The sequence below is a fragment of the Agrobacterium sp. CG674 genome (assembly GCF_053521645.1).
In genome coordinates this window covers 462,086-488,661 of the sequence record NZ_JBNWDZ010000003.1, presented here as the reverse complement: position 1 = coordinate 488,661, position 26,576 = coordinate 462,086, and the positions used below count along the sequence as shown (strand labels likewise).

At 55.5% G+C, this 26,576-nt stretch carries 25 protein-coding genes; 17 read left to right on the top strand and 8 right to left on the bottom strand.

Features of this window, described 5'->3' with window-relative positions:
* Positions 1-100 precede the first annotated feature (100 nt).
* Positions 101-793, bottom strand: a complete 693-nt coding sequence (gph, locus tag ACQZ51_RS11575) for a phosphoglycolate phosphatase (RefSeq protein WP_448777314.1) — start codon at positions 791-793, stop codon at positions 101-103.
* Between the two features lie 203 nt (positions 794-996).
* Here gph and rpiA point away from each other — a divergent pair, with 203 nt between their 5' ends.
* The 3 genes from rpiA (at position 997) to gor (ending at position 3,837) form a co-directional block, all read left to right on the top strand.
* On the top strand, positions 997-1,695 hold the full coding sequence (gene rpiA, locus ACQZ51_RS11570; protein WP_448777312.1) for a ribose-5-phosphate isomerase RpiA: 699 nt from the start codon (positions 997-999) through the stop codon (positions 1,693-1,695).
* A gap of 17 nt (positions 1,696-1,712) precedes the next feature.
* A complete protein-coding gene (locus tag ACQZ51_RS11565) occupies positions 1,713-2,318 on the top strand; it encodes a DUF2059 domain-containing protein (RefSeq protein WP_448777311.1) in 606 nt (201 codons plus the stop codon).
* Positions 2,319-2,448: 130 nt separating this feature from the next.
* A complete protein-coding gene (gene gor, locus ACQZ51_RS11560) occupies positions 2,449-3,837 on the top strand; it encodes a glutathione-disulfide reductase (RefSeq protein ID WP_448777309.1) in 1,389 nt (462 codons plus the stop codon).
* Here the strand turns inward: gor and ACQZ51_RS11555 are convergent.
* Positions 3,815-4,723, bottom strand: a complete 909-nt coding sequence (locus tag ACQZ51_RS11555) for a LysR family transcriptional regulator (protein ID WP_448777307.1) — start codon at positions 4,721-4,723, stop codon at positions 3,815-3,817. The genes gor and ACQZ51_RS11555 overlap by 23 nt on opposite strands.
* Before the next feature lie 447 nt (positions 4,724-5,170).
* Here ACQZ51_RS11555 and ACQZ51_RS11550 point away from each other — a divergent pair, with 447 nt between their 5' ends.
* Positions 5,171-6,547: a class II 3-deoxy-7-phosphoheptulonate synthase gene (locus ACQZ51_RS11550; RefSeq protein ID WP_448777306.1), complete on the top strand. Its 1,377-nt coding sequence runs from the start codon at positions 5,171-5,173 to the stop codon at positions 6,545-6,547.
* A 91-nt stretch (positions 6,548-6,638) separates the two neighbouring features.
* Here ACQZ51_RS11550 and radC read toward each other — a convergent pair whose 3' ends face one another.
* Genes radC through ACQZ51_RS11530 form a run of 4 tightly spaced genes read right to left on the bottom strand, consistent with a single transcriptional unit; the run spans position 6,639 to position 10,946 of the window.
* Complete coding sequence (radC, locus tag ACQZ51_RS11545) at positions 6,639-7,469, bottom strand: RadC family protein (RefSeq protein ID WP_042619783.1); 831 nt, start codon at positions 7,467-7,469, stop codon at positions 6,639-6,641.
* 20 nt (positions 7,470-7,489) lie between these two features.
* Entirely contained in the window at positions 7,490-8,320 is an 831-nt protein-coding gene (gene map / locus ACQZ51_RS11540; RefSeq protein WP_448777304.1) for a type I methionyl aminopeptidase, read from the bottom strand.
* 32 nt (positions 8,321-8,352) lie between these two features.
* Positions 8,353-9,072, bottom strand: a complete 720-nt coding sequence (gene sfsA, locus ACQZ51_RS11535; protein ID WP_448777302.1) for a DNA/RNA nuclease SfsA — start codon at positions 9,070-9,072, stop codon at positions 8,353-8,355.
* 26 nt (positions 9,073-9,098) lie between these two features.
* Positions 9,099-10,946 (bottom strand): PHA/PHB synthase family protein, encoded by a 1,848-nt coding sequence (locus ACQZ51_RS11530; RefSeq protein WP_448777300.1) that lies wholly within the window; start codon positions 10,944-10,946, stop codon positions 9,099-9,101.
* A gap of 139 nt (positions 10,947-11,085) precedes the next feature.
* Between ACQZ51_RS11530 and ACQZ51_RS11525 the strand changes: the two genes are divergently transcribed.
* Positions 11,086-11,475: a hypothetical protein gene (locus ACQZ51_RS11525; protein ID WP_448777298.1), complete on the top strand. Its 390-nt coding sequence runs from the start codon at positions 11,086-11,088 to the stop codon at positions 11,473-11,475.
* 276 nt (positions 11,476-11,751) lie between these two features.
* Here ACQZ51_RS11525 and fnrN read toward each other — a convergent pair whose 3' ends face one another.
* Complete coding sequence (gene fnrN, locus ACQZ51_RS11520) at positions 11,752-12,477, bottom strand: transcriptional regulator FnrN (RefSeq protein WP_448777296.1); 726 nt, start codon at positions 12,475-12,477, stop codon at positions 11,752-11,754.
* 204 nt (positions 12,478-12,681) lie between these two features.
* On the opposite strand from fnrN, the gene hemN reads away from it, so the two are divergent.
* The 9 genes from hemN to ACQZ51_RS11475 all read left to right on the top strand — a co-directional run bounded on the left by hemN (position 12,682) and on the right by ACQZ51_RS11475 (position 21,781).
* The gene (gene hemN, locus ACQZ51_RS11515) at positions 12,682-14,031 is read left to right on the top strand and encodes an oxygen-independent coproporphyrinogen III oxidase (RefSeq protein WP_448777294.1); all 1,350 of its coding nucleotides are present in this window, start codon (positions 12,682-12,684) and stop codon (positions 14,029-14,031) included.
* Between the two features lie 109 nt (positions 14,032-14,140).
* Positions 14,141-14,419: an acyl carrier protein gene (locus ACQZ51_RS11510; protein ID WP_042619617.1), complete on the top strand. Its 279-nt coding sequence runs from the start codon at positions 14,141-14,143 to the stop codon at positions 14,417-14,419.
* Positions 14,420-14,533: 114 nt separating this feature from the next.
* Positions 14,534-15,013: a 3-hydroxyacyl-ACP dehydratase FabZ family protein gene (locus tag ACQZ51_RS11505; RefSeq protein ID WP_448777293.1), complete on the top strand. Its 480-nt coding sequence runs from the start codon at positions 14,534-14,536 to the stop codon at positions 15,011-15,013.
* A gap of 181 nt (positions 15,014-15,194) precedes the next feature.
* Positions 15,195-16,391 (top strand): beta-ketoacyl-ACP synthase, encoded by a 1,197-nt coding sequence (locus ACQZ51_RS11500; RefSeq protein ID WP_448777589.1) that lies wholly within the window; start codon positions 15,195-15,197, stop codon positions 16,389-16,391.
* A gap of 12 nt (positions 16,392-16,403) precedes the next feature.
* Complete coding sequence (locus ACQZ51_RS11495) at positions 16,404-17,690, top strand: beta-ketoacyl-ACP synthase (protein WP_448777291.1); 1,287 nt, start codon at positions 16,404-16,406, stop codon at positions 17,688-17,690.
* A gap of 51 nt (positions 17,691-17,741) precedes the next feature.
* Complete coding sequence (locus tag ACQZ51_RS11490) at positions 17,742-18,770, top strand: zinc-binding dehydrogenase (protein ID WP_042619613.1); 1,029 nt, start codon at positions 17,742-17,744, stop codon at positions 18,768-18,770.
* 11 nt (positions 18,771-18,781) lie between these two features.
* Positions 18,782-19,705 carry a lipid A biosynthesis lauroyl acyltransferase gene (locus ACQZ51_RS11485; protein WP_448777289.1) on the top strand — a complete coding sequence of 308 codons (924 nt, stop codon included), beginning with the start codon at positions 18,782-18,784 and terminating at the stop codon, positions 19,703-19,705.
* Between the two features lie 237 nt (positions 19,706-19,942).
* Positions 19,943-20,635: a hypothetical protein gene (locus ACQZ51_RS11480; RefSeq protein WP_448777287.1), complete on the top strand. Its 693-nt coding sequence runs from the start codon at positions 19,943-19,945 to the stop codon at positions 20,633-20,635.
* A gap of 432 nt (positions 20,636-21,067) precedes the next feature.
* Positions 21,068-21,781, top strand: coding sequence for a PAS domain-containing protein (locus tag ACQZ51_RS11475; RefSeq protein ID WP_448777285.1), 714 nt, complete (start codon positions 21,068-21,070; stop codon positions 21,779-21,781).
* A 5-nt stretch (positions 21,782-21,786) separates the two neighbouring features.
* Here the strand turns inward: ACQZ51_RS11475 and ACQZ51_RS11470 are convergent, their stop codons facing one another.
* Positions 21,787-22,590, bottom strand: coding sequence for a TSUP family transporter (locus ACQZ51_RS11470; RefSeq protein ID WP_448777283.1), 804 nt, complete (start codon positions 22,588-22,590; stop codon positions 21,787-21,789).
* A gap of 179 nt (positions 22,591-22,769) precedes the next feature.
* On the opposite strand from ACQZ51_RS11470, the gene ACQZ51_RS11465 reads away from it, so the two are divergent.
* The 3 genes from ACQZ51_RS11465 (at position 22,770) to ACQZ51_RS11455 (ending at position 26,571) form a co-directional block, all read left to right on the top strand.
* Entirely contained in the window at positions 22,770-23,729 is a 960-nt protein-coding gene (locus tag ACQZ51_RS11465; RefSeq protein ID WP_448777281.1) for a nucleoside hydrolase, read from the top strand.
* A 248-nt stretch (positions 23,730-23,977) separates the two neighbouring features.
* The gene (locus ACQZ51_RS11460; RefSeq protein WP_192066481.1) at positions 23,978-25,198 is read left to right on the top strand and encodes an LL-diaminopimelate aminotransferase; all 1,221 of its coding nucleotides are present in this window, start codon (positions 23,978-23,980) and stop codon (positions 25,196-25,198) included.
* Between the two features lie 62 nt (positions 25,199-25,260).
* The gene (locus tag ACQZ51_RS11455; RefSeq protein ID WP_448777279.1) at positions 25,261-26,571 is read left to right on the top strand and encodes a homoserine dehydrogenase; all 1,311 of its coding nucleotides are present in this window, start codon (positions 25,261-25,263) and stop codon (positions 26,569-26,571) included.
* The last annotated feature ends 5 nt before the right edge of the window (positions 26,572-26,576 follow it).

The window sequence follows — 26,576 nt, the reverse complement described above, 5'->3', positions numbered from 1 at the left end:
TGAAAAAGCCGCCTTTCGAGGCGGCTTTTTTTATGCGCTGTCTTTGGGTGAATGCCGTCACCTCGCAGAATGCGTGATGACGGGCGAGGTGGCCTGCACCTCAGATGGCGGCAGCTGACCGCTGTTTGATCAGCCGCTCGATCAGCGCCACATCAAGCTCGTCGTAACTATCGATCACCACGTCTGGTCCAAGCTCGGCCATTGGCACATCCGTGTAACCAAATGTGACGCCGACCGATGGTATCTGGGCGTTCTTGGCCGAGGCGATGTCGTTAAGGCTGTCGCCCACCATCACGCTGCGTGCGAGTTCTCCGCCAGCTTTTTCGATCGTACCCAGAATGTGGCGCGCATCAGGCTTCCGCCATTCGAATGTATCGCCGCAGGTCGTGGCGGCGAAATAGTGGCTGAGGCCGAGTTTCTCCAGGAGCGGTATAGCAAGCGCAGTGGTCTTGTTGGTGCAGACGGCGAGGGTGAAGCCTGCGTCTTTCAGCCTGTCGAGCGCCGCAACAATGCCGGGGTAAGGCACGCTCTGGCCAGGCATCTCTTCGAGATAGTGGGAGAGAAAGCGCTCATAGAGCGGCTCCAGTTCGTTCTCGGGCAGTTCCCTGTTGCGCAGCGCAAAAGCCCGCTTGATCATGACGCGTGCGCCGTGACCAACGAGATGCTTGAGGTCATCGTATGTGGTTGGCGCGAGACCGGCTGCGGCAATCGCGTAATTCAGGCTGTCGATGAGGTCGGGGGCGGTATCGACGAGTGTTCCGTCAAGATCGAATATCACGAGAGTGGGAGTCAAGGCATGCCTCTTGGTGTGCGGTGTGTCGTGCCACCAAGGCTAAGCATCGTCCTTGCGTTTTGCAATGAAACCTTTGAATCGTTGCGCGTATCCCTCGCAAGGGCTTTCGTTTGTTATTCGACCCGTGTAAACAGCACGCCAGCGTGGGGATCCTGTTCAGGTTCTCCACGTTCATCGATCCACGACATGGAGTTTGCAGCCGCATGGATGCCCGCCAAATGAAGATCAAGGCCGCAGAGGCGGCGTTGTCCTACGTCGAAGACGGTATGCGTCTTGGAATTGGAACGGGCTCCACGGCAGAAGAATTCGTGAGGCTGCTTGCCGAAAAAGTATCCAACGGCCTGAAAGTTCAAGGCGTGCCAACATCTGAGCGCACCGCACGTCTGTGTGTGGAGCTTGGCGTTCCCTTGAAATCGCTGGACGAACTTCCAGAACTGGATCTGACCATTGATGGTGCCGACGAGGTCGATCACGGCCTGCGACTCATCAAGGGCGGCGGCGGTGCCTTGCTGCGCGAAAAAATCGTTGCGGCATCTTCATCTCGCATGATCGTGATTGCCGATCAGACAAAGGTCGTGGAGACGCTTGGCGCTTTTCCGCTGCCTATCGAGATCAATATTTTCGGGCAGGTTGCGACCTGCATTGCTATTGAGAATGTGGCTTCAAAACTCGGCCTGACAGGCGATTTGAAGCTGCGTTCGCTGGAGGATGGCCCCTTCAAAACAGACGGTGGCCACCTCATTTTCGACGCATCTTTTGGCCGTATTCCTGATGCAGAAGCACTGGCACGCGAGCTGAACGCCATACCGGGTGTTGTCGAGCACGGACTTTTCATTAATCTGGCATCGCTTGCCATTATCGCCGGGCCGGATGGCGCCCGCGTAATGCAGGCGAAACTATAACAGGAGCGAGAGATTTCATGATCAACCTTGCGGGACTGGGCAAAGCTGCCGCTGCTTCGATCTTCATTTCCGGCATCGTGTTCGGCACCGCCGTTCGTGCGCAGGAAATTTCCGAAGCGCATATTGCTGCTGCAAAGCAGGCAATCAGCACGCTGGGCGTAACAGACCGGTTCGACGATATTCTTCCAGGCCTTGCAGAGCGCCTGAAGTCTGAGCTCATTCAGGCGTCGCCAAATGTTGAAGACGCGATTACCACGACTGTCGACGCCAAGGCGCTTGAACTCGCATCGCGTCGCGCCGATCTGGAACGCGAAGCAGCTTTGACTTACGCACGCGCCTTCTCGCTTGACGAGCTGAAAGCGATCTCGACGTTTTACGGCAGTGAAGCTGGTAAGAAGTTGCTGAAAGACGGCCCGATTGCCACGCGCGAATTGATGAAGGCCGCTGACATCTGGGCAGCTGGTATCAACCGCGATCTCAACACGTCCAGCATGGCAGAACTTCAGAAGGTTGCTGGCGCTGATCTTCAGCCGCTTCCGGCCAACAGCTCCAACACTGGTGGCGCACCAGGCGCGACTGCTGCACCGGCACCGGCCGCACCAGCTGCCAAGCCGAAGCCCTGATCTTTTTCAAACAGGTTTGAGAATATTTCAAAGCCCGGATTAAACTCCGGGCTTTTCATTTGTGTCATGCGCCACCTATATGACTGTATCGGGGATGACCACGGTCATCCTTCCCATCAGAGGCTCTGACATGACATCTTTCGATTATGATCTCTTCGTTATTGGCGGCGGTTCCGGCGGCGTGCGTAGCGCCCGTGTGGCTGCGTCCCTTGGCAAGCGAGTGGGTATTGCCGAAGAGTATCGCTACGGAGGAACATGCGTCATCAGAGGTTGCGTGCCGAAGAAGCTTTTCGTCTATGCCTCCCAATTTAGAGAACATTTTGAAGATGCCGAGGGCTTTGGCTGGACTGTCGGCGAAAGCTCATTCGACTGGAAAAAGCTGATTGCCGCCAAGGATAAGGAAATCACGCGGCTTGAAGGCCTCTATCGAAAGGGCCTTGAGAACGCCAAGGCCGAAATCTTCGACAGCCGCGCCGAGCTCGTGGATGCGCACACCGTCAAGCTGACAAGAACCGGCCAGACGGTTACGGCTGAGCGCATCGTCATTGCCGTTGGTGGAACGCCGAACCCGCATGCCTCGCTACCCGGCCATGAGTTGACGATTTCATCCAATGAGGCGTTTGATCTGGATGAACTGCCCAAGTCCATTCTGATTGCCGGTGGTGGTTACATCGCGGTGGAGTTTGCCAATATTTTCCACGGACTCGGTGTCGAAACGACCCTGATCTATCGTGGCAAAGAAATCCTCTCGCGTTTCGATAATGATATGCGTGTGGGCCTGCATGCGGCCATGGTCGAGAAGGGCATCCGCATCATTCTTGAAGACATTATCCAGGAGGTGAGCAAGGATGCTTCCGGTGGTTTGATTGCCCGCACCAAGCAGGGCCACACATTGGCCGTCGGTCAGGTCATGCTGGCGCTGGGACGTGATCCTAACACGAATGGCCTCGGTCTCGAAAACGCCGGTGTTGCGGTCAACGAGCGAGGGGCCATTATCGTTGATGATTATTCGCGCACCAATGTCCCCAGCATCTTCGCGCTTGGTGATGTCACTGACCGGGTACAGCTGACGCCTGTGGCGATCCACGAAGCCATGTGTTTCATCGAAACCGAGTTCAAGAACAACCCCACCAAGCCCGACCACCACCTCATCGCGACCGCCGTTTTCTCTCAGCCTGAAATCGGCACCGTGGGAATTTCAGAAGAAGAGGCGTCCGCCAAGTTCGAGGAAATTGAGGTGTACCGTTCCCAGTTCCGCCCCATGAAGGCGACGCTTTCTGGCCGGTCCGAAAAAATGATCATGAAGCTCATCGTTAACGCGGCAGACCGCAAGGTCGTCGGCGCGCATATCCTCGGGCATGATGCGGGCGAGATGGCGCAGCTTTTGGGCATCACGCTGAAGGCCGGTTGCACCAAGGACGACTTCGACGCGACGATGGCGGTTCACCCAACCGCTGCGGAAGAGCTTGTAACGATGTACACGCCGACGTACCGCATCAAGAACGGGGAAAGGCTATAATCGAAGCGTCGCTTCGGTCGTTGCTTTCCGATCTGCCTTGAAAGAGGGTCTCGTTGTGCTTCAATAGCGCAGCGAGACGATCAATGAGAAGGCGCATCTCGGGCGAGCGGCGGTCGTCATCATTGAAGACCAGCCAGAGCGGGTGTGACAGTTCTTCCAGTACCGCGCTGTCGCGCACGACGCCCTTAAGCTCGTCCCCGATAAATGACGGCAGAACGCCTCTTCCGGCACCGCTCGCAATCAGTTTTGGCAAAAGTTCCGGGGCGTTGGTCCAGGTCCGGATCATGTGTTCATGGTGGCGAAAAACCCATTTCTCTGCGTCCGAAGTGGCAACCTCGGTACCAATTGAGACCCACGGCAAATTTTGTTCTGCCAGACGATTTTCCGCACGATAGGCGTGGTACGTCACGTTGACGGATTTGAGAGCCGCGAAATTGCCGTTCGCTGGCGGTTTGTCGAAAAGCCCCACCATTCCCCTCCGATAGGTGAGATCTTCGTCTGTGCCGAGGAGTTTGCAGCACAGCCGGAATGCATCCTCCGGGCCGCGAAGACTGTGCGCGTTGTTGGCAATGAAGCCCACCATCCAGATATTGCTGCCGATGGAGACGATGGGCAGGGAGAAAGCATCTCCATGCCACTGGCTGATTTCAGAGGCCGTACGTCGCATGGAGTTCACACGCTCCAGGAGTTTAATGCCATCAGGCGCCAGCCGATAGCCTTGCTGGCTGCGGATAAACAAAGTGCGCCCCATGGTTCTCTCCAGAAAAAGCATGCGCCGCCCGATGGTCGGCGCGCTGATGCCTGTCTGGCCAGCGGCAGGGGCAAGACCGCCCTCAGATGCGACGATATGGAAGAGCTTCAAGTCGTCCCAGTTAACATCGTTCATGGCGCTTTCTCCCGGCTCTAAGGGCATTATAGGCCAATGTTCTCTCGGGTGAACTGTGCAAAGCTGAAATGACCGTTTCAATCCTGCGTCTATAAGCGCTTGGCTGGCTGGCTTACCTCCATGTCATGGAAACGGGAGCCAGAGAGATGTTACCGGAAACAATTTTCGTGATGGAGCGCATTCACAGGCAAGCGCGCTCAAGAGGTGGCAAAGGCTGTGAGACTTGCTTTGACAACTGGCCGTCAACGCGATTGGAAAGAACCGCTGTGCTCCTTTCGCGCTGGATGGATGGGTGGACGGGATTTCGTCGGCGTGAGGGTGATGGCAAACCGGACGAATCGCGGCGAACTTGGCCTTTGCAAGCAGGGGTGAAAATGTTTATAAGCGCGCGATTAACAGGGATGGTTGCTGCCTCCTTTATTTGGTGGCGTCAAAGGCGAGAAGAACATGGCACAGAATTGGACACCAAGCAGTTGGAGGCACAAGCCGATCCAGCAGGTTCCCGAATATCCGAATGCGGCGGCAGTGGCTGCAACGGAAGCGACGCTCGCAACCTATCCGCCGCTGGTGTTTGCCGGTGAAGCGCGCCGCTTGAAGAAGCAGCTTGCCAGTGTTGCCGAAGGCGAAGCATTTTTGTTGCAGGGTGGCGATTGTGCTGAGAGCTTTCTGGAGCATGGCGCGGATAACATCCGCGACTTCTTCCGTGCGTTCCTGCAAATGGCCGTCGTTCTGACCTATGGTGCGCAGCTTCCTGTCGTGAAGGTTGGCCGCATCGCCGGTCAGTTCGCCAAACCGCGCTCGTCCAACATCGAGACCCAGGATGGCGTGAACCTGCCGTCCTATCGCGGTGACATTATCAATGGCATCGAGTTCAACGAAGCCTCGCGCATTCCGAACCCGGAGCGTCAGCTGGACGCTTACCGCCAGTCTGCTGCTACGCTGAACCTTCTGCGCGCCTTTGCTATGGGTGGTTATGCCAACCTTGAGAATGTGCACCAGTGGATGCTAGGTTTCGTCAAGGACAGCCCTCAGGCCGATCGTTACCGCAAGCTGGCCAGCCGCATTTCTGAAACGATGGACTTCATGAAGGCCATTGGTATCACGTCTGAAAACCAGCCAAGCCTGCGCGAGACGGATTTCTTCACCAGCCACGAAGCGCTGCTGCTTGGCTATGAAGAGGCGCTGACCCGTATCGATTCGACCTCCGGCGACTGGTATGCAACATCGGGCCACATGCTTTGGATTGGCGACCGCACCCGCCAGTTGGACCATGCCCATGTGGAATATTTCCGCGGCATCAAGAACCCGATTGGTCTGAAATGCGGCCCGTCCTTGCAGCCGGATAACCTGATCGAGCTGATCGACGCGCTGAACCCTTCCAATGAAGCGGGACGCCTGACGCTGATCTGCCGTTTCGGCCATGACAAGGTTGCCGAGAGCCTACCAAAGCTGATCCGCGCCGTCGAAAAAGAAGGCCGCAAGGTCGTCTGGTCTTGCGATCCGATGCATGGCAACACGATCACGCTCAACCATTACAAGACGCGTCCGTTCGAGCGCATTTTGTCTGAGGTCGAGAGCTTCTTCCAGATTCACCGCGCCGAAGGCACGCATCCAGGCGGCATCCATATCGAGATGACCGGCAAGGATGTGACGGAATGCACCGGCGGTGCGCGCACTGTTACGGCAGACTCGCTGTCTGACCGTTACCACACCCATTGCGACCCACGCCTCAACGCCGATCAGGCTCTGGAACTGGCGTTCCTTCTGTCCGAGCGTATGAAAAGCGGTCGGGATGAAAAGCGTCTGGCCGTCGTGAACGGCTGATTTCAGCGAGAAAGCTGTTTAAGATTAAATCGGCCCCCGAATGTTGGAGATCCAGCGTCGGGGGCCGATTTGTTTTACGACCCTCAAATGATCAGATGAGGCGCAAGCCCTTGAAGCTGACATGCCCATCCTTGCCGATGATGATGTGATCATGCACGGAGATGCCGAGCGGTTTTGCGGTATCGATGATGGTCTTGGTCATATCGATGTCAGCACGGGATGGGGTAGGGTCGCCACTGGGGTGGTTGTGGACAAGAATGATGGCTGTGGAGGACAGTTCCAGCGCCCGCCGCACGACCTCGCGGGGATAGACGGGCGTGTGGTCCACAGTGCCTTGTCCCTGTACCTCGTCTGCAATCAGCACGTTGCGCTTGTCTAGAAACAGAATGCGGAATTGCTCGCGGGCTTCGTGTGCCATGACGGCATGGCAATAATCAATGACGGAAGACCAGGAGCCCAGGACCTGCTTGTTACGGATTTCGCTTTTCAGCATGCGCTGCGAAACAGATGCGATGAGTTTGAGGTCGAGGGCAACAGCCTCGCCGACACCCTTCACCTCCAGCAGCAGCGGTATGGGCGCGCCGAGCACTCCGCCAAAGGTACCAAAGCGGCTAATCAACGCCTTAGCGATGGGCTTTGTGTCCCGGCGGGGAATGAGGCGAAACAGCAAGAGCTCTAGCAATTCATAGTCGGCAAGCGCCGCATCGCCATGGTCTCGGTATTTCGCGCGAAGCCGCTCACGGTGACCGAGGTAGTGCGCTGCATCTGCATCAACGGCGGGTGCTGGCTCTACTCTCATTTTTCTCGGTGACTGCCGGGCTTCGGAAAAAAAGCCGCGTTCATCACTGGTTTCGGCAAAGCCGCCGGTTGCGCCGTCTCTGGTCTCGACTGTCGTTTTCTGATCAGCGGGGCGTTTTGCCATCGGCATCGTCTCTCTTGCGTTCAGAGCGGGGGCAGGCCAGGGCGGTGTAGGCCGCCGGGCGAGAGTGTGAAAATCTCGCACCCCGTGGCCGTCACACCCACCGCGTGTTCATACTGCGCGGAGAGAGAACGGTCGCGGGTAACGGCTGTCCAGCCGTCCGACAGCACTTTCACATTTGCCTTGCCCAGATTGATCATCGGTTCGATGGTGAAGATCATGCCCTCGCGCATTTCCGGCCCATCGGTCTCCTTGCCGTAGTGGAGAATATTGGGCGTATCGTGGAACAGGCGGCCGACGCCATGGCCGCAGAAATCCGTCACGACAGAGCAGCGCTCTGATTCCGCATAGGCCTGGATTGCAGCGCCGATCGCACCTGTGCGGGCACCGGGCCTGACGGCTGCGATGCCGCGCATCAGGCATTCATATGTCACTTCGAGGAGACGTTCGGAAGCGCGCTTGATCTGGCCGACGGGATACATGCGGCTGGAATCGCCATACCAGCCATCCAGAACATAGGTCACATCGATATTGACGATGTCTCCCTCGCGCAAAGGCTTGTCATCGGGAATGCCGTGACAGACAACATGGTTGATGGAGGTGCAGACGGATTTGGTATAGCCGCGGTAGTTCAGCGTTGCGGGCAGGGCGTTGTTGTCCATGCCGAACTCGAAAACGAAGCGGTCAATCGCGTTCGTCGTTATGCCCGGTTTGACGATATCGGCCAGTTCATCAAGGCAGCGTGCCGTCAACTGGCTGGCTCTGTGCATGCCTTTGAAGTCTTCGGCATTGTACAACCGGATGACGCCGGTGTTCCGGGATGGGGCCGCTGCTGCGTCGATGTAAGTGACCATAGTTAAGCTTTCTTGTCTTTTAATGCTTTGTTTTATAAAGCAGCTTGGTGCCCGTCGTCTATTGCCACGATCTGATTTGCAATGATTTCCCGCGATGAGACGTTGCATTTTATGGCATAGGCTTCCACGCCGCGCTGCATGGCCCTCTGAAAGGCGGCGGAATAGACCGGATCGAGATCGCCACAGATGCGCAAACGGTCGCAATCGCTTCGCTGGATGAGGTAAAGCATGACTGCGCGGTAGCCTGCCTGTGCCACATCGCCCAGTTCTTCAAGGTGTTTTGCACCACGCTTGGTGGCGGTATCGGGAAATTCCGCGAGGCCCTTCTGGCCCATGAAATGCACGTTTTTCACCTCCACATAAGCATCCGGCCTGCCCGGTGCTGAGAGCAAAAAATCGATTCGCGAATTGATGCCGTATTTCTGCTCGCGCCTGACGGTCGTATAGCCGGCTAATGATGGCACGCGCTGCTCTCGTATGGCTTCATCCGCAAGCTTGTTTGGCATGCCGGTATTGATGCCGACGATTGTGCCATCCGCCTCCACCAGTTCCAGACAGTACCTGTATTTGCGGGTCGGGCTGTCATGTTGCGACAGCCAGATGCGCGAACCCGGCGCTGTCAAACCGCGCATGGAGCCGGTGTTGGGGCAGGAGCCCGTGATCGTGGTGTCGTCCTCCAGCACGGCATCGAAGAGGAAACGCTTGTAGCGTGAGATGAGCGTCGCTGGAATGAGCGGAGAATCAAAGATCATGGCGCAGTGTTGTGCGCGCTTCGCGCTTATTCAAGCACATAAGTGCCCGGCGCATCGCAAAGGGCGGGCAGGGCGCCATCGCCGGGTAGGCGGGCGGCAACCTTGCGCTTGTCTTGCGCTTTGATCCACACTTGCCAGTGTGGCCACCAAGATCCTTTGCGGGTCTCGGCTGCCTGTTGCCAGGCATCAAAGTCACCAGTCGGTGATGCGCCTGTCCAATATTGGTATTTGTCCATCTCAGGCGGATTGACGACACCTGCGATGTGGCCGGAGCCGCTTAGGACGAATTCGACAGGACCGCCGAAAAGATCCGCGCCTGCGAACACGGATTTGGCTGGCGCTATATGGTCATCTTGGGCGGCAAGATTGTAGATGGGTATCTCGATATGCTTGAGATTGACCACTTTGCCCGCGACCTGCATGCGCCCTTCTGCCAGATTGTTTTCCAGATAGCAGTTGCGCAGATAAAACGAGTGAATGGCAGCAGCCACGCGGCTCGAATCGGAATTCCAGTAGAGGAGATCAAAGGGTGGAGGCTGCGCCCCGCGCAGATAATTATCCACGACATAAGGCCAGATCAGGTCGGATGCTCTGAGCATATTGAAGACACTAGCCATGATCGTACCATCCAGATACCCCACGGCCTTCATATGGGCGTCGAGTGCGGCCAGTTGCTGCTCGTCTATGAAGACCTTCAGGTCGCCGGCATGGGTAAAATCCGTTTGTGCTGCGAGCAGCGTGGCCGAACGTATGCGTTTGTTTTTCTGTTGGGCATGCAGCGCTAGCGTCGAGGCAAGCAGCGTTCCGCCGATGCAATAGCCCACCGCATTGATCTGCTTTTGGCCGGTTGCCTGTTCTATCGCGTCGAGAGCGAACTCGATTCCTCGCTGCGTGTAGTCGTCCCAGCCCTTTTCCGCATGGCGCACATCCGGGTTTACCCAGGAGATCATGAACACGGTATGCCCCTGGTCCACACACCATTTGACGAAGGATTTGCGGGCGTTGAGATCGAGGATATAGAACTTGTTGATCCATGGCGGGATGATCAGCAGGGGTCGCTTCAGCACTTTTTCAGTTGAGGGAGCGTATTGGATGATTTCGCAGAGATCGCTGCGGGCAATCACCTTGCCGGGGGTGACGGCAATATTCTGGCCGATGACAAATTTGCTGTAATCGGTCTGGCGCAGTTTGATATTGCCATTGCCCGCCGCCATGTCCTCGGCCAGTTGGGCCATGCCTTTCACCAGGTTTGCGCCGCTTGTGGCCACCGTCTCACGAAAGACCTGCGGGTTGGTGAAGGCGAAGTTGGCGGGGGAAATCGCTTCCGTCACCTGACGCATGTAGAATCGCGCCTTCTGGCGTGTCTTTTCGTCCAAACCTTCCGCATCCGTTACCATGCGCTCTGCCCATGCGGCGGTGACGAGGTACACTTTCTGCAAAGCGTCAAAGAACGGGTTCGATTGCCACTCCTCGTCGGCAAAGCGCTTGTGCCGTGGCTGGCTGTCCGGCTTTTCTTGCCCGTTGGCATCGTCACCGGAGAGTTGAGAGACAGATTTTTGCCATATGTCGAAATAACTGGAGAGCAGATGTGTCTGCGCTTCGACAGAGCGCTTTGGTTCTGCCATCCAATATTCGGCGACATCGGATAATGTTTGAAACAGATCACTCATGGGGCTGGCACTGGTTTGCGGGATCTCCCCCCGCTCACGCGGAGCGATCCATTCCGATGCGGCTTTTCCCAGATTTTCCAGTGCCTTGGCCACGTTCATGGCAAAGGCCTGCGGATCCCGCACTATGTAGGCTTCGGCGGATTTAGGATCAAAGCCCTTTTGCTTGTCTCCTTCGTCTCTCCCCCCGCCGTCAGTGCCTGCCATACATTGTACTCCGGTGCATTTTTGTGTTTGCACATTCTGCATGAAAACGAATACAAGTTCCAGCGACAGAGACGCTATGGATCACGGCGTTGTGTATTTGAATAATTCGTTACAGGCGGGACAAGGGATGGGCAAGCATATGGTGAGCGTGAGAGCGGCGACTGTCTTTTCCGTTTTTGGCCTTGCGCTGCCGCTTCTGGCCGGTTGCCAAAATCTTGAACCCGTCGTTGCACCCGCCAACATGAAGCGTCCCGCGGCTGAGGTTGTCGGGCCACGCAATGTTGATGCTTCGCCGGTTTCGCAAAAGCGTGACACGGGAACCTATCCAACCTTCGCCACGCCGATGACGGCCGCTCTGCCACAAATGCAGGACGACGAAGCCACCTCGATGGAAACAACTATGACGCGGCTTGGAAATGCCCGGAGCCGGGGTCAGATTTCCGAGAAGGAATATAAGCGCCGGGTTGCCGAGCTGCGTGCGCTCTCCGAAAATCAAAAGCCTGTCGCAACACCTGCTGCATCTCAATAAGACAAGTCTTAACGAGACCTTATCGCCCAGCTTATGATTTTACGCTTTGTCTAAGCCAGCCGCTAACCGCTTTCTTTAAATGGGCATATGCAACTTCCGGGTTATAGTTTCAGCCAAGCGAGGTAGAAAACATCGCAAGCGCTGGGGGGCGTAACCATGAAATATATCATTGTCGGTTTGATCGTCGGGGCGTCATTATTCCAGCCTGCACCAGCCAAGGCACCATCGATGATCTCTAGCTATGCGATGCAGGTTCGCTAGGCTCGTTTCTGCCTGTCAGTCATTTCCTGCCGCCATATTGAGAGACAGCATATCCGGCACAGTGATATGACGATTGTTCTCGATCTTGATCAGACCCTCTTTGCGCAGTTTCGTCATCTGGCGGCTGACGGTCTCGATGGTCAGTCCCAGGAAGTCTGCGATATCGGCGCGTGACAAAGGCAAGTCAAAGCAGGATTTGTCCTCGGATTCCGGGTCTATGTGAGTCGCTATCAGATAGAGAAAGCTTGCGACTTTTTCCTGCGCCGACTTGCGGCCCAGTGTCAGCATCCAGTCACGTGCCTCATCGAGTTCTTTCAGAGACTGGCTGTGAAGCTTCCGCTCCATGCTTGGAATTTCGCCAACCATGCGGTCGATAATGCGGCGTGGAAAGCTGCAGATTTCCACTTCGGTGGCGGCTTCCGCCGTCATGCTGCTTTCATGGATGAAGGGGCGTCCGAGGAAATCGGGTGCAAATTGCAGGCCGACGATCTGCTGGCGACCATCCGCCATAACTCTGGATAATTTCACCACACCTTTGAGAATGTTGGCGTAATATTCCACCTGCTCACCCTGGCCGAGCATCTCGTGGCCGAGTTCGATCTTCCTGCGGCTGGAATGCCTGTTCAACTCGACGAGCTGTTGCGGAAGCAAGACGCCGCAGAGACCGCCATGCCGTGCTTCACAGGACCGACATACCACTGGAAGGTCGGAGTTGTGTATGCTTCGCTGTAACGTGTCCATAGTGCTTCCCGATCCTGAAGGTCGCGGCAAAGCTGTGATACCAATCGCTTGGTATTCATTCATCCCACCCCGACAAGCCGTAATCCCCCACGGCTTTGAGATGCCAATCTTTACGCCCCGAATTGATCGAAGTCAAAGTTTCAAACTGTCGCAGCCTGTATTTTATAGTCGCAGAATTGATATATGCTAAGAGGGAATTGCGTTTTGACTGAGCATCTCATTCACAAATATGGTGCCGCTGTTCCGCGCTATACGAGCTATCCTACTTCGCCACACTTCCATGATGGGGTGGATTTCGGAATCTATACTTCGTGGCTCAGGGAGTTAGATAAATCCAACAGTATTTCCCTTTATATTCACATTCCCTATTGTGACCGATTATGCTGGTTTTGCGCCTGCCACACCAAGCACACATTGAAATACGAGCCGATTGCGACCTACCTGAAATCCTTGCATCGGGAGGTTTTGAAGGTTGGCGCGCATGTATCACGAGACGCCAGGGTAACGGCCGTGCATTTTGGTGGCGGCTCGCCCACTATGGTCAAGCCTGAGGACCTCACGGCATTGATGGATTGTCTGCGCGACTCATTCCATTTTGCGCCTGATGTCGAAATCAGCGTCGAAATGGATCCCAATGATCTGGACGAGGGGCGTTACGATGCCTTGGCCGCCATCGGGATGACGCGGGCCAGTCTCGGTGTGCAGGATTTTGATGAGAAGGTGCAGCAGACCATCAACCGCATCCAGACGTTTGAGCAGACGAAATCGGTGGTGGACGCAGTGCGGGCGAGGGGCGTTCATTCGGTCAATTGCGATATTCTCTACGGCCTTCCGCATCAGACGCTTGATACGCTGGGCGACACCGTAGAGCAGATCATCTCTCTTGACCCCGACCGCATCGCGCTCTTCGGCTACGCCCATGTGCCATGGATGAAGAAACACCAGACGATGATCGCCGAGGATGCGCTGCCAGATGTTATGGAGCGATACCAGCAAATGACGATGGCGGCAGATATGCTTGTTGCATCAGGATATGTCGCAGTTGGTATCGACCACTTTGCAAAGCCTGACGACAAGCTTGCGGTCGCGTTGAAGAACGGCGTTCTGAAGCGAAACTTTCAGGGCTATACGGATGATTGCGCCGATGCCCTGATCGGGCTTGGTGCATCGGCCATCGGCAAATTGCCGCAGGGCTATGTTCAGAACATGCCGGCCACTGGTGAATATGAGCGCATGGCGGATGGTGATGGTCTTTGCGTGGTGCGCGGCATCGCACTATCAGACGAGGACCGGGTGCGCGGCTTCGTCATCGAGAAGATCATGTGTGATTTCGCCCTCGACCTCACCACTCTTTGTGCGATCCACGGCTCCGTGGGTTATGGTGTGGCAACTGAGGCCAGAGACTTCGCAATGCGAGATCGGGATGGTCTTGTCGTCATCGAGGACGGCATTTTCAGATTGTCAGATGCGGGCAAGCCCTTTGCCAGAAGCATCGCGGCCACGTTCGACACCTATCTTTCGAACGGTCGCGGGCGGCATTCGGTTGCTGTTTAAGCAACACTTTGCTCTGAAATTTCCAGGATACTTCACGAAACCATTGGCTTTTTTGCGCAAGTTCCCTATGTGGAGCGTCATACATAAAGAGACACGAAGGAATATTGGCGTGACAGCTACATTCGATAAGGTTGCAGATATTATCGCTGACACAAGCGAAATCGAACGCGAAACCATTACGCCGGAAAGCCACACGATTGATGATCTGGGCATCGATAGCCTCGACTTCCTTGACATCGTTTTTGCGATCGACAAGGAATTCGGCATCAAGATCCCGTTGGAACAGTGGACGCAGGAAGTTAACGAAGGCAAGGTTTCGACCGAGGAATACTTCGTTCTGAAGAACCTCTGCGCAAAGATTGACGAGTTGAAAGCAGCCAAGGGCTGATTGTGGATGGCCCGTCTATGAGGCGGGCCTTTCTGCAAAGCGGGCGTGCAGTCTTGTCCACCATAGCAGTGGTTCTCTACGCTATCCGCAACTCAAACATTCTACGGACGGAACATGCTTCTAGAATATTTCCAGATGGTGGACCGTATCGAATCCATCGATCGTTCTGCGCGTATCCTGAAGGCTCGCTCCGTCGTGCCGAAGAACAGCCCTGTCTTTGAGGGGCATTTTCCCGGGATGCCGCTCGTTCCCGGTGTTCTGTTGATCGAGACTATGGCTCAGGCATCCGGAATGCTCGTTCTGGCGATGACCGATTTTGCCGCGATGCCGTTTCTGATGACCGTTGATGGTGCGAAGATGCGCACTTTTGTCGAGCCAAATGCAGTGCTCGATATCGAAGCCTATCTGGAACATGACGGATCTGGCTTTGCGGTGACAAAAGCCAAAATAACATCTGACGGCAAGAAGGTATGCGACGCGCAATTGAAGCTGCGCACCATGCCGTTTAGCGAAATTCCGCTGGGTCCCATCGTGAAAAAGCGCGCCGAAGAAATCGGCCTGATGGCGGCCATCGCGGCCGATACGTCTGTCTGAGCGGGCAAACTGCTCGATTCATAACATTTAACAGGTGAAAATTGATGCATAGCGGGGGCTCTTTGGGCCTTCGCCATTGCAAAGCTGCATTGTGAGCATTATTCCGCATGGCACGTGCGGTTTTCACCGCTTTGGTAAGCTGGCCTGTTTTCCATGACCGGCAAGCGACGAAGGATGACGGATAATGAAGTCTGACAATGATGTGGTGATCACCGGGGTCGGTATCGTGACCTGTCATGGCGTCGGTATCGATGCCCATATTGCCTTGCTTTGCGCAAGCACGGCCCCGGAAGCGATTGTCGAAACCGAAAAATTCGCGCCTTACCCGATCCATCCCCTGCCAGAGATCGATTGGTCCAGCCAGATTGGACGCAAGGATCAGCGCCAGATGGAAAACTGGCAGCGTCTCGGCGTATTCGCAGCCGGTCTGGCGCTTGATGATGCGGGTCTGAAAGACGACGCAGAAGCATGTGGCACGATGGACATGATCGTGGCGGCAGGTGGTGGCGAGCGCGATATCAATGTCGATACGCTCATCATTGACGAGGGCATGAAGCGCAACGATCGCGAAGTGATGTTGAACGAGAAGCTCACAACCGAGCTTCGTCCAACCCTGTTTCTCGCGCAGCTTTCCAACCTCATGGCCGGTAACATTTCCATCGTTCACAAGGTCACAGGTTCCTCGCGCACATTTATGGGTGAAGAAGCGGCGGGCATTTCCGCTGTCGAAACCGCATTTTACCGAATCCGTTCTGGCGAATCGAGCCACGCGCTGGTGGGTGGTGCTTTTGCCGCCGAGCGTCCTGACATGACGTTGTTGTTTGAAGCAATCGGAGCCCACGCGCAAGGCGAATGGCAGCCGCTCTGGTCGCGGGCTGAGGGTGAGGGCGGTGGCATGATCACTGGCTCTGTTGGTGCATTCCTCGTGCTGGAATCGCGCAAACGCGCTGAGGCCCGAGGCGCAAAAATTTACGCGCGTATCGACGCCATCGAAGGGGATCGTGGTTCACGCGAAGATGGGAAGTTTGAACAGAGGTTCGAGCGGCTCCTAGCACCTGCCACGGATGCTGCCGACACTGTCGTCTTTTCGGGTGCCAGCGGTTATGGCGCTGTGACATCACGCGAAAACCATGTGCTTGCGCAAGTCCTGCCACAGGCTGCCATTCGTGGTTTTGGCGGGTTTACGGGCCATGGGCTTGAAGCACAGTTTCCGCTGGGCCTTGCGCTTGCAGCGCTTGCGCTCAACAGCGATGCGAAGGTTCCCGCCTTCGATAGTTCCGCTGAGAAGCCAATGGCGTCTGCCGCTGCTCAGGCGGTGGTAACGACGGTTGGCCATGTTCGCGGCGAAGGCGTTGCCGTTCTTTCCAAAGATATTTGAGGAGTAGACACCATGGCATCCAGCAATTTTAAGGATCACCTCGGTCGCCCCATCGTTGCCGTGACCGGCATGGGCATCCTCACATCGCTCGGCCAAGGGCTGAAAGACAATTGGGATGCGCTGACGTCAGGCAAATCAGGTATCCATAAAATCACCCGCTTCCCCACGGACAACCTGTCCACGCGGATTTGCGGCACGGTGGATTTCATCGAAATCCCCAAGCCCAACTCGGTCGAGCGCTCCTATGCGTTTGCCCGCGAAACCACCATCGAAGCGTTGGCGCAGGCTGGGCTTTCAGGCGATTTCAACGGCCCGTTGTTTCTGGCCGCGCCGCCCATCGAGCCGGAATGGAGCGCCCGCTTCGAGCTTGGCGATCGTTCGCCGCCTGCTGAAAAGCCGGGCGACGCCTATGACCGCTTCATGGCGGCGTTGCGCGAGCGTCCAGATCCCGAATTTCAGGAGGCGGCTCTGTTTGGCGCCATCTCCGAGCGTCTGGCAGATCGCTTCGGTACGCGTGGATTGCCTGTCACATTGTCCACCGCATGTGCGTCTGGTGCCACCGCTATCCAGCTTGGCGTTGAGGCTATCAGGCAGGGCCGCACCGAGCGCGCCTTGACCGTTGCGACAGACGGCTCAGTGAGTGCTGAAGCTCTCATCCGCTTTTCGCTGCTGTCGGCTCTCTCCACGCAGAATGATCCACCGGAAAAGGCATCCAAGCCCTTCAGCAAGGACCGCGATGGTTTCGTGATCGCGGAAGGCGCTGCAACGCTTGTGCTGGAATCGCTGGAATCCGCTATTGCTCGCGGTGCCAAGGTTCTCGGCATCATCAAGGGCGCTGGCGAAAAGGCTGACAGCTTCCACCGCACGCGCTCCTCGCCGGATGGTGGCCCCGCTATCGCCACCATTCGCGCGGCTCTTGCCGATGCAGGCGTGTCCGAAGGCGATATCAACTATATCAACGCGCACGGCACCTCCACGCCCGAGAACGACAAGATGGAATATGGTGCCATGCTCGCTGTGTTTGGCGAGGGGCTGAAGTCGATCCCGGTGTCATCCAACAAATCGATGATCGGTCACACGCTGACGGCGGCGGGTGCGGTCGAAGCCGTATTTTCGTTGCAGACAATGCTGACCGGCACCGTTCCACCGACGATCAACTACACCAACCCTGACCCGACGATTGCACTGGACGTGGTGCCCAATGTGAAGCGCGATGCGCAGGTAAGCGCCGTGCTTTCCAATTCGTTCGGCTTCGGCGGCCAGAACGCAAGCCTTGTCATGACGCGGGAACCGGCTTAATCGGTCTCTCAGATCTAAATCTTTAGCGCCTTCGGGCGAAGGACTTTTACTATGCGCGCTTTGCAACTCGTTGATGATCGTAAGCTTGAGAGAGTGGAATTGCCCGAGCCTGAAGCACCGGCTCCCGGCGAAGTAACGCTTCGGGTCAAGGCTGTTGCGCTCAACCACATCGATGTATGGGGCTGGCGCGGCATGGCCTTTGCCAAACGAAAGATGCCGCTGACAATTGGTGCGGAAGCATCTGGTGTTGTCGAGGCTATCGGCCCGGGCGTGTCCAACGTCTTGCCTGGGCAATTGGTGTCAATCTACGGTGCCCGTACCTGTGGACGCTGCCACCACTGTGTGGCCGGCCGGGATAACCTCTGCGAAAACGTGGCGGGTGTGCACGGATTTCACCTGGATGGCTTTGCGCAGGAAAAGATCAACATTCCCGCCCGGCAGCTCGTGCTTGCACCGCCCGGCATTGACGCTGTGGCTGCTGCTCTTGCACCCGTAACGTTTGGGACTGTCGAACACATGTTGTTTGACAATGCCAAGCTTCAGCCCGGTGAAACGATCCTGATCCATGCTGGCGGTTCCGGTATTGGTTCCGCTGCGATCCAGCTTGCCAAGAAGATGGGCTGCACCGTGATCACCACGGTTGGTTCTGACGACAAGATTGAACGCGCCAAGGCACTCGGCGCCGACCACGTCATCAACTACCGCGTTGATCGTTTTGAAGGCGTGGTGCGCAAGCTGACCAAGAAGAAGGGCGTTGATGTCGTCTTCGAACATGTCGGCAAAGACACCTGGGCCGGTTCTATGTTCTGCCTCAAGCGCGGTGGACGCCTTGTCACATGCGGCTCCACATCAGGCGTTTCTTCGGAAATCAACTTGATGATGCTGTTCCAACAGCAGTTGAAATTGTTGGGCTCCTTTGGCTGCCGCATGGAAAACATGGCAGATGCGATGCAAAAAATGGCGCGCGGCCTTGTGCATCCCGTCATCGATACCGAAGTAACGTTCGATACTATCGAGATGGCGCTGGAGCGGATGGAAAGCCGTCAGGTCTTCGGCAAAATCGTCCTACGGATGGATTGATCCTTTTGAAAATGTTTATCACTCGCGCCGTTCTGGCGTTCGAGAAATTTCGTCAGTGGCTGAATGCGACACTCGCTTTCGGTGCGCTGAACCTTCTAAAGCTTGCACCTGCCGACCCGGCCATCCGGTTCGCAGACAGGCTTGCGCGTAAGATTGGCCCCAAAACCTCTCGCCACAAGCTGATGCTGGTAAACCTGAAGCGCGCTTATCCTGAGAAATCGGAGGAAGAACGCGCCGAGATCGCTCTCGACAGTTGGGGTAATATGGGTCGTCTAGCGGCCGAATACGTCTTTCTCGACCGCCTCTTCGACTTCGATCCTGCCAATCCGAAGCCGGGCAGGGTGGAGGTTATCGGTACCGATACGTTTCTTGAGCTGCGAGAGAATCCACGTCCGTTTATCGTCTTTACGGCGCATTCCGGAAATTTTGAACTTCTGGCCGTCGCGGGTTCCGCTTTCGGGCTCGATGTTGCGGTTTTGTTCCGTCCCCCAAACAATCCCTATGTTGCTAAACGTATCTTTGATTTCCGCAAGGAGCGCATGGGCAACCTCGTGCCATCTCACGCCGGCTCGTCCTTTGCGCTAGCGCGCCAACTGGAAAAGGGTGGCGGTATTGGGGTTCTGGTAGACCAGAAATTCAGGAAGGGCTTGCCCACAAAATTCTTCGGCAATGACGTGTTGACGAACCCTTTGCTGGCTAAGCTTGTGCGGCAGTTCGGTTGTGATGTGTTTCCCGCCCGCTGTGTTCGACTTCCCGATAATCGTTATCGGTTGGAAATCGAACCCAAAGTCGAGATACCGTTGAACGAAAACGGCAGTGTCGACGTTCAGAAGACCGCTCAGCTGCTTAACGACAAGGTTGAGAGCTGGGTGCGTGAATACCCAGGCCAATGGTTGTGGTATCATGACCGGTGGCATATCAAGAATAGTATTTAAAAAGACCGCCGCATATCGAGGCATGGGAGTAATGTTCTATAAGTTGTGACTGCACCTTATTCGTCACAATTTCTAGGATTTGTTAAAACCGCCATGCGTGTGTTATTTATTCTATGTGCAGTGCGGCATCCTCGTTACGTCTTTTTTTAACAGTGGCGCATTATACCAGTCTTGTACCGCTGGGCCTGAGCGTATTGAACATGCGACTGGCATTGGATCAGCCGGGGGAGTATCGAGTTGAAAGCGTTGATTGACTTGTTCTGGCAACGATATTCGGAGCTGAAAGGCGCCGTTGGTCGTAATGATGCTCAGACTATAACGAATCTTGATCGTGAACTCGATACCTTGCTTGAAGGCATTACGAGCCGTCAAACCATGAGCTCTGCCGAGGTGCTGGAGCAGTTCCGCTTCGCTATCGATCTATTGAATGAAGAAGCAGAAGACACTGGCTGCGTGCAACGCAATTCGGAACTTCTGCGCAAGCTGGTGGATCGTTATATCGGTGCCGGACTTCCATACGATGGTGTGGCGCCGGATGGCGAATCGACAACGTGGAGTCCCTACGTCATTCTGGACGAGGACAAGCTCGACGATCTGGATGCGCGTGTTTTCGTTGTTTCGCCTGGTTATCGCATCAATTACACCAATGCCATCAACGCGCTTTGTTACGACGCTACAACGAACGATCTTGTTGGGCGCCATATTGCGGAATTCATTGGCGTACATCATTTTCAGCAGGCCCTGCGCGAAAAGCTGGACGCTTGCTTCAAGGGGCAACCCGCAAAATACACGTATGCAGAGACGATCGAAGGACGCACTGTGGTGCGCTCCTATGAAATGTCTCCCTGCTATTCACCATCCTACAAGCTCGTCGGCGCGATCATCACTGTCAAAGAACTCGCGGATCGTCGAAACAGGGCGATTGCATAGTCCGTTGGTCGTACAGACTTCACCCAAGCAAAGTCGCAGCTTTTTCACAAACGCTCTTACGTAACGTAATAGCGTATCAGCAACAAAACATATCCTTTCTTGCGCTCGACGCGGGAAGCTTCACGCGTATCGACGGCGATTCGGCCGCGAACAGGTAAAAACTAGTGTATTGACGCGTCATCTTGCCTTAGTATTGATGCTGCAACTACAGCTGGTTTATAAACGCCTCTAATCTTAATTTTTGTTTCGCGCTTTTAAGTTGATCGAGAAAGTCCACTCAGATTTGATTGTCTAGCGGTCGAGCATGAATCGGCGTTTCAATGGAACTATTTTGAGAGGAAGGCGTTCCTTTCGATGTGCCTGAAATCGGCTGTGCTATCTTGCTGACGATTGGGCGGTTTGGGAAATGTCTGTTATAGGATGGAGACTCCAGTGATTGAGCTCTTCGATGCGTTTTCGCTGAAATGCGTGCAACTTAAGCAGGCCGTTGCTAACGGTCATGACGATCTCGTTCGCCTGCTTGATCGAGAGTTGGAGCCGATGATTGCAGATATCCTTTCCTATCGTGCGCGCACGCGAGAAGATGCCTACAGGCAATTGCAGTTCTTGAATGGTCTCATCCGCGATGAAGCGGACGATAGATCCAGTGTGACGCGCCGCAGTGCCGCTATGTCCATGCTGATTGATCGGTATTTTCGCGGTGTAAACGAAGGTTACGACTGCTGCCATCAGCTTCTTGTCCAAAACGCAAATAGCCATTCATTCAATGCGCAGGCTCAGCCACTCTTTAACGAAGCCATCCTAGACAGCTTGCCTGACCGTATCGGCGTTGTTACGAGAGATTACCGTTATCTTTATGCCAATCGCGTCAATGCTGAGTTTCTTGGCTATTCACAACTTGCTGTCGTCGGTCGACATGTGTCGGAATTCATTGGCGAAAAAAGCTTTGACTCTATGGCCAAACCCGCGTTCGACCGATGCTTTTCAGGTCAACTGGTAGATTACCTTCATCGCGGCAGACGCGATCAGGACGAATACAAGATCCGTTGTCGCATGAGCCCATTGCGGACAGCCAACAATGAAATCATAGGCGCTGTGGTCGTTCTTCAAGAGGTCCACGAAATGGTCGCCATGGAAAACAGTTGAGGCTATCAGGCCCCGAAGATGTTTTGCAAAAACAGGCTGATAAACGACGCTGCGCCAGCGTCAAAAAGTAACTTTGACGCCATTGCGAGGCATGAGACGACGAGCAAAGGCCGAATGATCTTTGCACCATTACTCATGGCCAGCCGCGACCCCATCTGAGCGCCCAGGAATTGGCCAAACCCCATGACAAGGCCAAGCTTCCATAAAATCGCGCCGCTGAACGTGAAGACGAGAAAGCTACCGAAATTCGAGCCGAAGTTCAGAAGCTTTGTGTGCGCTGTGGCCTTCAGCATGCCAAAGCCGGCAAGGCCTACGAACGCGAGCATGTAGAACGAGCCAGCGCCTGGGCCAAACACACCGTCATAGAAACCGATCAGCGGAACAATCGTCACGCCAAAAACGAACGGCGCGATTTTCTGGTGGCTATCAAGATCGCTGAGGTTCGGTTTGAAGGCAAAATAGAGCGCGATGATGATGAGAAGAAACGGCATAATCATGCGAAGCGTATCTGGTGGCACGAAAGAGGCCGTCATAGCGCCAAATATGCCGCCAATGAATGCCATCAGCGCCATCGGAAACTGTTTCTTCAAGTCAACATGTCCACGGCGGGCATAGGCGATCGTTGCCGATGCTGAGCCGAATTGCGCTTGAAGCTTGTTGGTTCCCAAGGCTTCCAGCGGTGGAATGCCCAGAATCAGCATGGCGGGAATGGCGATCAGGCCACCGCCGCCCGCGATGGAATCCACAAAGCCCGCGAAAATCGCAACGAAAAAGAGAATCACAAAAATATTGAGAGCAAATTCGTGCACGGCAAGTATTCCGGAAGGGCTATGAGGTCGCCCGCTTCTGTCACCTAATTGTCAGGCTTGCAATGCTTTTCCTCGCATGCGTTGAGGGCATTGCGTCAACTGTAGCGCCGTTTATGCTGGTCTCCATGTGTCGTCTTTTATTGGGCGATTCTACTCTAGGCGAATTCAAGGATTACCCCATGCACAAGGTTATTTTCGACACGGACCCCGGCATCGATGACGCAATGGCATTGCTTTATCTGCATCGGCATCCCGATATTGACCTTGTCGGCGTAACCACTGTTTTCGGCAACGCGCCGCTCGATATAACGACGCGCAACGCGCTGTTTCTGAAGCAGCAATGGCAGATGACGGCACCTGTGGCCAAAGGCGCAGGCGTGACATTCAATCCCGAGCGTCCCGAAGGCCACTGGCCGACATTCATTCACGGCGACGACGGTCTTGGCAATATAGGCGTGCCTGCCGCCATCGACCTGCCGCTCGATCCCCGTCCGGCGCACAGATTTATCATCGATACGGTCAAGGAAAATCCGGGTGAAGTGACGCTCATCGCCGTGGGGCGCATGACGAACCTCGCTTTGGCTTTGCGCGAAGATCCTGACTTTGCATCTTTGGTGAAGAGCGTCATCATCATGGGTGGCGCGTTTGATATCAATGGCAATGTCAGCCCTGCCGCTGAGGCGAATATTCACGGGGATCCAGAAGCCGCAGACTTGGTGTTCACCGCACCATGGCCTGTAACCATCGTAGGCCTCGATGTAACCACACGCACCGTGATGACATCGAAATTCATGGCAGATATGGCGAAAGAGGGCGGTTCCCATGTCCAGCTTCTGTCTGATCTATCGCAATTCTATATCGAGTTTTACAGCCAGCGCACGGGTGATGGCATGGTCGTGCACGACTCATGCGCATGCGTTTATCTGACCAATCCTGAAATGTTTGAGACCCGTAGTGGTGCCGTCCGCGTTGTGTGCGGCGGCATTGCCGATGGCCAGACCATCCAGAAGCCGGATGGCGTGGGATTTCCACCCGGTAACTGGGATGGATATCCAAGCCAGCAGGTTTGCACCAACATTGAGCCGGAGCGGGTCCTTTCGGTGATCCGATCTGTAATTGTGAATGGTGAGCGCGGCTGATTGGCAGGTCGCGCCGCCAAACGCGGTGGCTTGCCTTGCAATTTAGAAAAAACTCGCGTTATGCAGGTTTTGGCGCGGTGGCGCTAAACCTGCAAACAAGCTGGTTGCTGTGAAAACAAATTCGTGTTTTCCAGCACATACGTTACACTCAGTTTTACAGGCCCGATTTGTTCGTGTCGGCTGTATCTGGAATCAAAAAACGAATGCTTTTGTGAGCCGGTCGTTCGGCTCATGTCCACGAGGAAAAGATGGAAGAGTTTCACAAGGTCAAGCGTCTGCCGCAATACGTGTTCGAACAGGTTAACCGTTTGAAAGCGAGCGCGCGAGCGGGTGGGGCTGACATCATCGACCTTGGCATGGGCAATCCTGATCTTCCGACGCCAAAGGCTATTGTCGACAAGCTTTGCGAAGTGGTTCAGGACCCGCGCACGCATCGCTATTCTTCGTCCAAGGGCATTCCTGGCCTTCGCCGCGCGCAGGCCGGCTATTACGCTCGCCGCTTTGGCGTGAAGCTCAATCCCGATACCCAGGTTGTTGCCACGCTTGGTTCAAAGGAAGGCTTCGCCAACATGGCGCAGGCCATCACCGCGCCTGGCGATGTGATTCTGTGTCCGAACCCGACCTATCCCATTCATGCCTTCGGCTTTCTGATGGCAGGCGGCGTTATTCGCTCCATGAATGTCGAGCCGGATGAGACCTTTTTCGGCCCCCTGGAGCGCGCTGTGCGCCACTCCATTCCCAAGCCGCTTGCGCTCATCATCAACTATCCGTCCAACCCAACGGCGCATGTTGCGTCGCTGGATTTCTATCGGGATATCATCGCCTTCGCCAAGAAGCATGATCTGATCGTGCTTTCGGACCTTGCCTATTCCGAGATCTACTTCGACGACAACAACCCGCCGCCTTCGGTTCTGGAAGTGCCCGGAGCCATGGACGTCGCCGTAGAGTTCACCTCCATGTCCAAGACGTTCTCCATGCCCGGTTGGCGCATGGGCTTTGCCGTTGGCAACGAGCGGCTGATCAGCGCGCTGACGCGTGTGAAATCCTATCTGGACTATGGCGCATTCACGCCAATTCAGGTTGCTGCGACCCACGCACTGAACGGTGATGGCTCCGATATCGCTGAAGTGCGCAGCGTTTACCGCCGTCGCCGTGATGTGATGGTCGATACGTTTGGCAAGGCAGGCTTTGAGGTTCCGCCACCAGCGGCCACCATGTTCGCATGGGCCAAAATTCCAGAGAAATTCCGCCATCTCGGATCGCTGGAGTTTTCCAAGCTTCTGGTCGAGAAGGCCGATATCGCCGTCGCTCCAGGTGTGGGCTTCGGTGAAATGGGCGACGATTACGTTCGCTTGGCTCTGGTTGAGAACGAGCACCGAATTCGTCAGGCTGCGCGCAATTTAAAGCGCTTTCTGGCAACAGCGGACGATACATTGCACAACGTCGTTTCGCTTAACGCCCACCGTTAAGGGCACCAACCGGGTGGCCGCTTCCGGCCACCTCTCCATGTCAGCAAATCAGGAATATACCAATGGCAGATTCATTGAGAATCGGCATAGCGGGACTCGGCACTGTCGGCTCTTCGCTCGTGCGCATCCTCCAGCAGAGAAGCAACGAACTTGCGATTACCTGCGGACGCGCAATCGAGATTATTGCAGTCAGCGCACGTGATCGTTCGCGTGATCGTGGTCTGGATCTTGCCGGTATTACTTGGTTCGATACGCCAGAAGACATGGCTAAAAATGCCGAAATCGATGTTCTGGTGGAACTCGTTGGTGGCGCTTCCGGCGCCGCTGAAAACGCAGTGCGTGCGGCATTGTCGCGCGGCGTTCATGTGGTAACAGCCAACAAGGCGCTGCTTGCCAAACATGGTGTCGAGCTTGCCATTCTCGCGGAAGAGAGAGGCGCGCTGCTGAACTTCGAAGCGGCAGTGGCTGGCGGAATTCCTATCATCAAGGCTCTGCGCGAATCGCTGACCGGCAACAACGTGTCGCGCATCTACGGCATCATGAACGGCACCTGCAATTACATCCTGACCAAGATGGAAAAGGAAGGGCTCTCCTTTGAAGCCTGCCTGAAGGAAGCGCAGCGCCTGGGTTATGCCGAGGCCGATCCTGCATTCGATATCGAGGGCAACGACACCGCCCACAAGCTCGCAATCCTGACGACATTGGCCTTTGGCTGCCAGATTTCGGCCGATGACATCTATCTCGAAGGCATTTCGAATATCTCCATCGAAGATATTCAGGCTGCTGCCGATCTCGGTTATCGCATCAAGCTGCTTGGTGTGGCGCAGGTTACCGAATCCGGTATCGAGCAGCGCGTTCACCCCACCATGGTGCCGTTGGATTCTGTCATTGCGCAGGTTGATGGAGTGACCAATGCCGTTGCCGTTGAGTCGGATATTCTTGGCGAGTTGCTGATGGTTGGCCCCGGCGCAGGCGGCAGTGCCACGGCATCTGCCGTGCTCGGTGATATCGCAGATATTGCCAAGAGCCGCCCTGGCGCCCAGCAGGTGCCGGTTCTCGGCCGCCCTGCCAAATCCTTGACACAATACCGCCGCGCCAAGATGAAGAGCCATGAAGGTGGTTATTTCATTCGTTTGACAGTGAAGGACAAGGCCGGCGTTTTCGCTAGCATCGCGACACGGATGGCGGAAAACAACATCTCGCTGGAATCCATCGTGCAGCATTCGCGCGTTCCCGTTGAAGGCGGCGCGCAAACCATTATCCTTGTTACGCATGCGACCATGGAAGACGCGATCCGCAAGGCCGTCAAAGCCATCAAGAGCGAAAAATATCTGGTCAACGAGCCGCAGGTTATCCGTATCGAGCGGACCTGATCGGC